Origin of the sequence: Nocardia farcinica, assembly GCF_029867845.1 — a bacterium.
GTDB classification, from domain to species: domain Bacteria; phylum Actinomycetota; class Actinomycetes; order Mycobacteriales; family Mycobacteriaceae; genus Nocardia; species Nocardia farcinica_A.
The window spans coordinates 1-7,930 of the sequence record NZ_JARWRU010000749.1; the positions used below are offsets into that span (position 1 = coordinate 1).

The window sequence follows — 7,930 nt, forward strand, 5'->3', positions numbered from 1 at the left end:
GAACAGCACCCCGGCGAAGCGGGCGCGGAAACCGGTGACCCGGGAGGCGTCGGAGTCGAGCACGTTGTCGGTCGCCGCCTTGCACACCAGGCCGTAGGTGCACAGCCCGTGCAGGATCGGGTTCGGGAAGCCGGCCGCGCGAGCGAACGCGGGGTCGGAGTGCAGCGGGTTGCGGTCGCCGAGCATGCGGTAGAGCAGCGCCTGCTGGGGCAGGGTGGGGATGAGCAACTCCAGGTCCGGGTCGCGCTGCGGCAGTTCGGACCTGGTGCTCGGGCCGCGCTCGCCGCCGAAGCCGCCCTCGCCCTTGGCGAAGATCGACGAGCGGGTGGTCCACAGCGGTTCGCCGTCGGAGCCGGTGATCTCGTACTCGCGCACGATCACCGCGGAGGAGCCCTTGTCCCAGAGTTCGGCGATGCGGCTGGCGCTGGTGGCCTTGCCGGAGGCCGGGATCGGCCGGTGCACCGTGACTTCCTGGTGCGCGTGCACCACCTTGGCCAGATCGATGTCGATGCCGGGGAAGCTGACCTTCGGCGGCTCGGTCTCGCGCAGGGTCTCGGCGACGGTGGCGAAACTGGGCAGCACCTGGGGTTCGCGGTCGTCGAGATAGCGCAACTCGGCCTCGTCGGTCCAGCGCGCGCCCGCGCCGAGACCGAGGTGGTAGAGCTGCACGTCGGAGGGCGTCCAGGAGAACTCCCTGGTCGGCAGCTGCGCGCCGAGTGCGACGGACGGATCGATGGGCATGGGGTTGATCTCCTCGTTCGCGTGTCGGGGCGGGCTCAGGCGTCCGCGGTGGCCTCGGCCTTCTCCGTCTTCTTCCGGTCGACGATGTCGAGCACCGCCAGGTAGCCGAAGGTGATGGCCGGGCCGATGGTCGCGCCGGGTCCGGCGTAAGTGTGGCCCATGACCGGGGTCGAGCAGTTGCCCGAGGCGTACAGGCCGGGAATGACGCTGCCGTCCTCGCGCAGCACCCGGCCCGCCGAGTCGGCCACCAGACCGCCCTTGGTGCCCAGGTCGCCCGGCACGATCTTGGCCGCGTAGAACGGGCCCTGCGAGATCTCGGCCAGGCACGGGTTCGGCTTCACCGTGGGATCGCCGTAGTAGCGGTCGTAGTGGCTGTCGCCGCGGCCGAAGTCCTCGTCCTTGCCGGTGCGGGCGAAGCCGTTGAAGCGCTCGACGGTCGCGGCCAGCTCGTCGGCGGGCACGCCGAGGCGGGTGGCCAACTCCTCGAGGGTGTCGGCCTTGACGATGTTGTCGTTCTCCATCCAGCGCGAGGGGAACTTCAGGCCGGGCTGTAGGCCGGCGAAGATGTAGCGGTCGCGGTAGCGCTGGTCGAACACCAGCCACGCCGGAATGTTCTCGCCCGGGCCCTCGCCCTGGCCGTAGGTGCCGCCGTACATGGTGTGCACGGCCTCCACGTAGGGCGCCGATTCGTTGCCGAAGCGCTTGCCGCGCGCGTTCACCATGATGCAGCCGGGCAGATTGCGCTCGGCCAGGGCGAACCACGGCTTGCCGCCCTTGAACACCGTCGGACCCCACCAGGCGTCCTCCATGAAGCCCACGTCGGCGCCCACGTCCATGCCCGCCTGGATGCCGTCGCCGGTGTTGGCGGCCGCGCCGGTGGTCCACTCGGTGGTGATCGGCGCGCGCTGGTACTTCTCCCGCATCTGCGCGTTGTGCTCGAACCCGCCGCTGCCGAGCACCACGCCGTAGCGGGCGCTGAAGACCGTCGGCTCGCCCTGGTACAGCGCCTCCACGCCGGTGACGCGGCCGTCGGTGACGACCAGCTTGGTCATCGGCGTGTCAAGCAGCAGCGGCACGTTCGCGTCGAGCAGGCCCTTGCGCATGGCGGCGATGATCGCCCGGCCCATGCCGACGATCTCCTTGCCGGTGAACTTGGCCAGGTAGGTGCGCGCGCCGACGCGCATGGCCCGCATCATGCCCTTGGGGTGGCGGCGGATCAGGTTCAGCCGCACGTAGTCGGCCTGCATGACGACGACATTGAGCGGCGCCTTGGCGTACGGCGGCTCCAGCTTGTCCTTCTCCGGGCCGAGCACCTTGAGGTTGAACGGCTTGGGTTCGCAGGAGCGGCCCTCGCCGAGACCACCGGGGGCCTCCGGGTAGTAGTCGGAGTAGCCGGGCACCCACTTCATCTTCAGCGGGGTGTGGTCGAGGACGAAGTCGAAGGCCTCGGCGCCGCGGTCGATGTAGGTGTCGATCCGGTCCGCGGGCACCACGTCGCCGATGATGCTGTGCAGGTAGGTGCGGGCCTGCTCGCGGTCGTCGGGACGACCGGAGGCCAGCAGCGCCTTGTTGCCCGGGATCCAGACCCCGCCGCCGGATCGGGCCGTCGATCCGCCGTAGTGCGCTGCCTTCTCGAGGACGACGACCCGCAGTCCGTGATGGGCGGCGGTCAGGGCGGCGGTCATGCCTGCGGCGCCGCTGCCGACGACCACCACGTCGTAGCTGTGTGGGTCAAGAACCGGATCAGTCATGTAGAACACGTTATAGAATGGACGCGCCGTTGGTCTATGTTGAGAGGCAGAAGAGTTGTCCGGCGTCTCATCGGCCGGGAAAACCTGTTTCAGTTCGGAGTGGAGTGCATGGGCCTGGACGCTGTGAATCCCCCTGACGTCACCGCCGCTGATGGCGCGGCCGACCTCACCGCGGACGTCGTCGTCATCGGCTTCGGCGCCGCGGGCGCGTGCGCCGCGCTGGAAGCGGCCGAGACCGGAGCCGACGTGCTCGTCCTGGAACGGTTCAGCGGCGGCGGCACCTCGGCGCTGTCCGGCGGCATCATCTACGCGGGCGGCGGCACCACCGTGCAGCGCGCGGCCGGCGTGCGCGACACCCCCGAACAGATGCTGGCCTACCTGCGCAGAGAGGTCGGCGACGCGGTCTCGCCGCAGACACTGCACCGTTTCGTCGAGCAGAGCCCGGACATGATCGACTGGCTGTCCGGCCACGGCGTTCCCTTCGACGCCTCGCTGTGCCCGTACAAGACCTCCTACCCGAACGACAAGTACTACCTGTACTACAGCGGCAGCGAAGTCTCCGGTTACGGCCGCGAGGTCGCCGAGCCCGCCCAGCGCGGCCATCGCGTCAAGGGGCGTGGCACCTCGGGCAAGAAGATGACCGACCCGCTCATCGCCTCCGCCCTGCGCCACGGCGTGCGGGTGGAGACCCTCACCGCCGCCACCCGGCTGCTCACCGACGCCGAGGGCAGGGTGACCGGCGTCGAGTGCCGCACCCTGCGCGCGGCCCCCGCCCGGGTGCGCGCCCGCTACCGCAGGCTGGCCTCGATCGCGAACAAGCCGGGCATCTACTACCCGCCGCTGCGCAAGCGCCTCATGCGACAGCTCGCCGCCATGGACGAGCGCTACGGCCGGATCATCCGGGTGCGCGCCGAGCGCGGCGTGGTGGTCAGCTCGGGCGGCTTCATCTCCAACCGCGACCTGGTGCGCCAGTACGGGCCGCAGTACCGGCACGGCCTCGAGCTCGGCAGCATGGGCGACGACGGCAGCGGCATCCTCATGTCGCGGGAGGTCGGCGCCGCCACCGACCGGATGGGCAACATCTCCGCCTGGCGTTTCATCCTGCCGCCCAGCTGCTTCACCGGCGCGCTGCTGGTCGACGCCGCGGGCCGCCGCGTGATCGACGAGACCCGCTACGGCGCGGCCGTCGGGCACAAGCTGGTCAACGAGCACGACGGCCAGGGCTGGGTGCTCGCCGACGCCGAGCGCATGCGCACCGCCGTCCGGCTGATCAACCGTGAGGCGACCTGGTTCCAGCGCGCCCAGTTCGAGGTCATGCGCCGCAACGCCACGCGCGGGGCGACGCTGGAGGAGGCGGCGCGCGCCGCGGGCATCGACCCGGCCGGGCTGCGCGCCACCGTCGAGGAACACAACGCGGCGATCGCCGCCGGCGCGCCCGACCCGGTGGGCAAGCCGGCCGAATTCACCGAATCGGTCCGCGGCGGGCCGTACTGGCTGTTGGATGTAGGTATCAAGCCGAGTCTGACCAATCCCTGCCCGATGCTCACCCTCGGCGGCGTGGTCGTCGACGAGACCACCGGCGCGGTGAGATCCACGGCGGGAGAGATCATTCCCGGCCTGTTCGCGGCGGGCCGCACGGCCGTCGGGATCTGCTCGGACTCCTACGTCAGCGGTCTGTCGCTCGCCGACTGCGTGTTCTCCGGCAGGCGCGCCGGAGCCCATGCCGCGCGCGTGCCCGCACGGGCCGTGCCCGAACCTGCCACAGCGGAAGGAAATTGACGTGCTGTCCGACGCGGTACGAATCGAACTCGCCGACGAACTGGCGAAAGCCGAAGCGGAGCGGATCGCCATCGACCCGCTCGTGGCCCGCCATCCCGACATCGACGTGGTCGACGCCTATGAGATCCAGCTCGTCAACATCCGCCGCAGGCTGGACGCGGGCGCGAAGGTGGTCGGCCACAAGGTCGGGCTGTCCTCGCTGGCCATGCAGCAGATGATGGGCGTGGACGAGCCCGACTACGGCCACCTGCTCGCCGAGATGGAGGTCTTCGAGGACACTCCGGTCCCGGCGGGCAACTACCTGTTCCCCCGGGTGGAGGTCGAGGTCGGTTTCGTGCTCGGCGCCGACCTGCCCGGCGAGGACTGCACCGAGGCCGACGTGCTGGCCGCCACCGTCGCCTACGCCCCGGCCATCGAGCTGATCGACTCCAGGATCAAGGACTGGAAGATCGGCCTGTGCGACACCATCGCCGACAACGCCTCCTCGGCCGGCTTCGTGCTCGGCCGGGAGCGCGTCGCCCCCGCCGACATCGACATCAAGGCCATCGACGCGGTGCTCACCCGCAACGGCGAGGTCGTCGCCGAGGGCCGCAGCGACGCGGTGCTCGGCGACCCGGTGATCGCGGTGGCCTGGCTGGCGCGCAAGGTCGCCTCCTTCGGCGTGCGGTTGAAGAAGGGCGACATCGTGCTGCCCGGCTCCTGCACCCGCGCCATCGACGCCCGCCCCGGCGACGACTTCCTGGCCGAATTCGCCGGACTCGGTTCCGTCCGTCTGAAATTCGACTAGGCCTGAAATTCGACCAGGCCTGGGGTTCGACCAGGCCTGGAGTTCGGCCAGGAAGCCCGGCCCACCCAGCATCGGCACCACCAGCTCTGCACAACCCGAGGAGGACGCTGTGTCATCGAAAGGCACCGTCACCGCCGCCATCGTCGGCTCCGGCAACATCAGTACCGACCTGCTCTACAAACTGCTGCGCTCGGAGGCCATCGAGCCGCGCTGGATGATCGGCATCGATCCCGACAGCGAGGGCCTGAAGCGGGCGCGCGGGCTCGGCCTCGAGACCTCGCACGAGGGCGTGGACTGGCTGCTCGCGCAGTCCGAACTGCCCGACGTGATCTTCGAGGCCACCTCTGCCTACGTCCACCGCGCCGCCGCGCCCCGCTACGCCGAGGCGGGCATCCGCGCCGTCGATCTCACCCCGGCCGCCGTGGGTCCCGCGGTGGTGCCGCCGGTCAATCTCGACGCCAATCTCGACGCCCCCAACGTCAACATGATCACCTGCGGCGGTCAGGCCACCATCCCGATCGTGGCCGCCGTCTCGCGCGTGGTCCCGGTGCCCTACGCCGAGATCGTCGCCTCGGTGTCCTCGGTCTCGGCCGGTCCGGGCACCCGCGCCAACATCGACGAGTTCACCAAGACCACCAGCCGGGGCGTGGAGACCATCGGCGGCGCCCAGCGCGGCAAGGCGATCATCATCCTCAATCCGGCCGAGCCGCCGATGATCATGCGCGACACCATCTTCTGCGCCATCCCCGACGACGCCGACACCGACGCCATCGCCGACTCCATCCACCGGATGGTCGCCGACATCCAGCAGTACGTGCCCGGCTACCGGCTGCTCAACGAGCCGCAGTTCGACGAGCCCTCGGTGGTCTCCGGCGGGCACGCCAAGGTGTCGGTCTTCGTCGAGGTCGAGGGCGCGGGCGACTTCCTGCCGCCGTACGCGGGCAACCTCGACATCATGACCGCCGCGGCCACCAAGGTCGGCGAGGTCATCGCCCAGCAGATCACCGTGGCCCGGGTCTAAGGAGCACATCATGACCAATTCGGTACCGTCCCCCTACTCGGCGGAACTCGACATCCGCGTCACCGACACCTCGCTGCGCGACGGCTCGCACCACAAGCGCCACCAGTTCACCGCCACCGAGGTGCGCGACATCGTCGCCGCCCTCGACGGCGCGGGCGTGCCGGTCATCGAGGTCACCCACGGCGACGGCCTCGGCGGCTCCTCGTTCAACTACGGCTTCTCCAAGACGCCCGAACAGGAGCTGGTGAAGATCGCCGCCGAGACGGCGAAGCGGGCCAAGATCGCGGTGCTCATGCTCCCCGGCGTCGGCGTCAAGGAAGACATCAAGATCTCCCAGGACAACGGCGCCTCCATCTGCCGCATCGCCACCCACTGCACCGAGGCCGACGTCTCCATCCAGCACTTCGGCCTGGCCCGCGAACTCGGCCTGGAGACCGTCGGCTTCCTGATGATGTCGCACACCCAGCCGCCGGAGGTGCTGGCGAAGCAGGCCCGGATCATGGCCGACGCGGGCTGCCAGTGCGTCTACATCGTCGACTCGGCGGGCGCGCTGGTGCTCGAGCAGGTCTCCGACCGGGTGGCCGCCGTGGTCGCCGAACTCGGCGACGACGCGCAGGTCGGCTTCCACGGGCACGAGAACCTCGACCTGGCCGTGGCCAACTCCGTCTACGCCATCCGCGCGGGCGCCAAGCAGATCGACGGCAGCGCGCGGCGGTTCGGCGCGGGTGCGGGCAACACCCCCGTCGAGGCCCTGGTCGGCGTGTGCGACAAGCTCGGCATCAAGACCGGCATCGACTTCTTCGCCATCGCCGACGCCGCCGAGGACGTGGTCCGCCCCGCCATGCCGCAGGAATGCCTGCTCGACCGGCAGGCGCTGATGATGGGCTACGCGGGCGTCTACTCCAGCTTCCTCAAGCACGCCGCGCGGCCGGCCGCGCGCTACGGCGTCTCGGCCGCGGAGATGCTGGTGCGCGCCGGGCAGCGCAAGCTCGTCGGCGGGCAGGAGGACCAGCTCATCGACATCGCGCTGGAGTTGCTGCGGGAGAAGCAGACCGCGGGCGTGTCCTAGCCTCTGTCCCGGCCACCTCGCCCGGTTCGTCGGACGGCCCGGCTCGGTCGTGCTCGGTCGGGTCGCGGGTGGACACGGGCCCCGCGACCGCGTCGGGTGGCGTTCGGCGAGGGCGGCCCTCGACCGGCGACAGGATAGCGCCGGAGAGGAGGGATCGGCGATACTCGATGGTGGCGACGGCCGCGTCCGTCGCCGGATCGACGACGCCCCGACCGGGGCGCACGAGGGCGGAGGGGAGCGGGGGACGCATGGCCTACGAGCACAAGGACGGGGAAGGGCACGAATCCGGGGGCGGGGCCTACGAATTCCCGCCGCTGGAGAAGCTCGGCAAGGACGCGCAGTACCGCGCCGCGGGGGAACCAGGGCCCACGTACGGCGGTCCGGCGACGCCACCCGCGGGCTACGGCCCGGCTCCCGTGCCCCCACCCGGTGCGCCCTCCGGTTACGGCTCCGCCCCAGCGCCCCAGCCTGGCTGGGGCCCCGGCGGCGCACAGCAGCCCCCGCCCGCGCCGGGAGCGCCCGCACCGGGAGCACCCGGACAGCTGCCGCCCGGTTCCCCGCCGATCCGGCCGCCGTTCGGGGATCACAGGAACCGCGCGCCGCTGTACGGCGCGGGCAACCGGTACCCGATGAAGGACGCGCCGGGCCCCCTCGGCAAGATCGGCGTCTTAACGCCGCTCGTCGGCGTCGTCGTGGCGTTTGTAGTGGGGGGGCCCCAGTACCACCCCGGCGGGGGGTTGGGGGGGGCCCCCCACCCCCCCCCGCCGCCCCCCCCCCCCCCC

6 protein-coding genes and 1 pseudogene are annotated in these 7,930 nt (G+C 71.0%); 5 read left to right on the forward strand and 2 right to left on the reverse strand.

Annotated elements, in window-relative coordinates; all coding sequences use genetic code 11:
* Positions 1 to 741: MaoC/PaaZ C-terminal domain-containing protein (locus tag QH283_RS16405; protein WP_280503857.1), on the reverse strand; the 741-nt coding region annotated here is incomplete at its 3' end.
* A 35-nt stretch (positions 742 to 776) separates the two neighbouring features.
* Positions 777 to 2,492: a 3-oxosteroid 1-dehydrogenase gene (gene kstD, locus QH283_RS16410; RefSeq protein ID WP_280503858.1), complete on the reverse strand. Its 1,716-nt coding sequence runs from the start codon at positions 2,490 to 2,492 to the stop codon at positions 777 to 779.
* Positions 2,493 to 2,600: 108 nt separating this feature from the next.
* On the opposite strand from kstD, the gene QH283_RS16415 reads away from it, so the two are divergent.
* The 5 genes and pseudogenes from QH283_RS16415 to QH283_RS16435 form a co-directional block, all read left to right on the forward strand.
* Complete coding sequence (locus tag QH283_RS16415) at positions 2,601 to 4,271, forward strand: FAD-binding protein (RefSeq protein ID WP_280503859.1); 1,671 nt, start codon at positions 2,601 to 2,603, stop codon at positions 4,269 to 4,271.
* Between the two features lies 1 nt (position 4,272).
* Positions 4,273 to 5,058 carry a 2-keto-4-pentenoate hydratase gene (locus QH283_RS16420; RefSeq protein WP_280503860.1) on the forward strand — a complete coding sequence of 262 codons (786 nt, stop codon included), beginning with the start codon at positions 4,273 to 4,275 and terminating at the stop codon, positions 5,056 to 5,058.
* Positions 5,059 to 5,167: 109 nt separating this feature from the next.
* The gene (locus QH283_RS16425; RefSeq protein ID WP_280503861.1) at positions 5,168 to 6,079 is read left to right on the forward strand and encodes an acetaldehyde dehydrogenase (acetylating); all 912 of its coding nucleotides are present in this window, start codon (positions 5,168 to 5,170) and stop codon (positions 6,077 to 6,079) included.
* A gap of 10 nt (positions 6,080 to 6,089) precedes the next feature.
* Complete coding sequence (gene dmpG, locus QH283_RS16430; RefSeq protein ID WP_280503862.1) at positions 6,090 to 7,148, forward strand: 4-hydroxy-2-oxovalerate aldolase; 1,059 nt, start codon at positions 6,090 to 6,092, stop codon at positions 7,146 to 7,148.
* A 248-nt stretch (positions 7,149 to 7,396) separates the two neighbouring features.
* Positions 7,397 to 7,930: pseudogene (locus tag QH283_RS16435) on the forward strand (hypothetical protein); the annotation flags it as partial.

Excerpts from the sequence above, each read along its gene's own strand:
- kstD (WP_280503858.1), bottom strand. The coding sequence starts at position 2,492 with ATGACTGATCCGGTTCTTGACCCACACAGCTACGACGTGGTGGTCGTC.
- QH283_RS16415 (WP_280503859.1), top strand. The coding sequence starts at position 2,601 with ATGGGCCTGGACGCTGTGAATCCCCCTGACGTCACCGCCGCTGATGGC.
- dmpG (WP_280503862.1), top strand. The coding sequence starts at position 6,090 with ATGACCAATTCGGTACCGTCCCCCTACTCGGCGGAACTCGACATCCGC.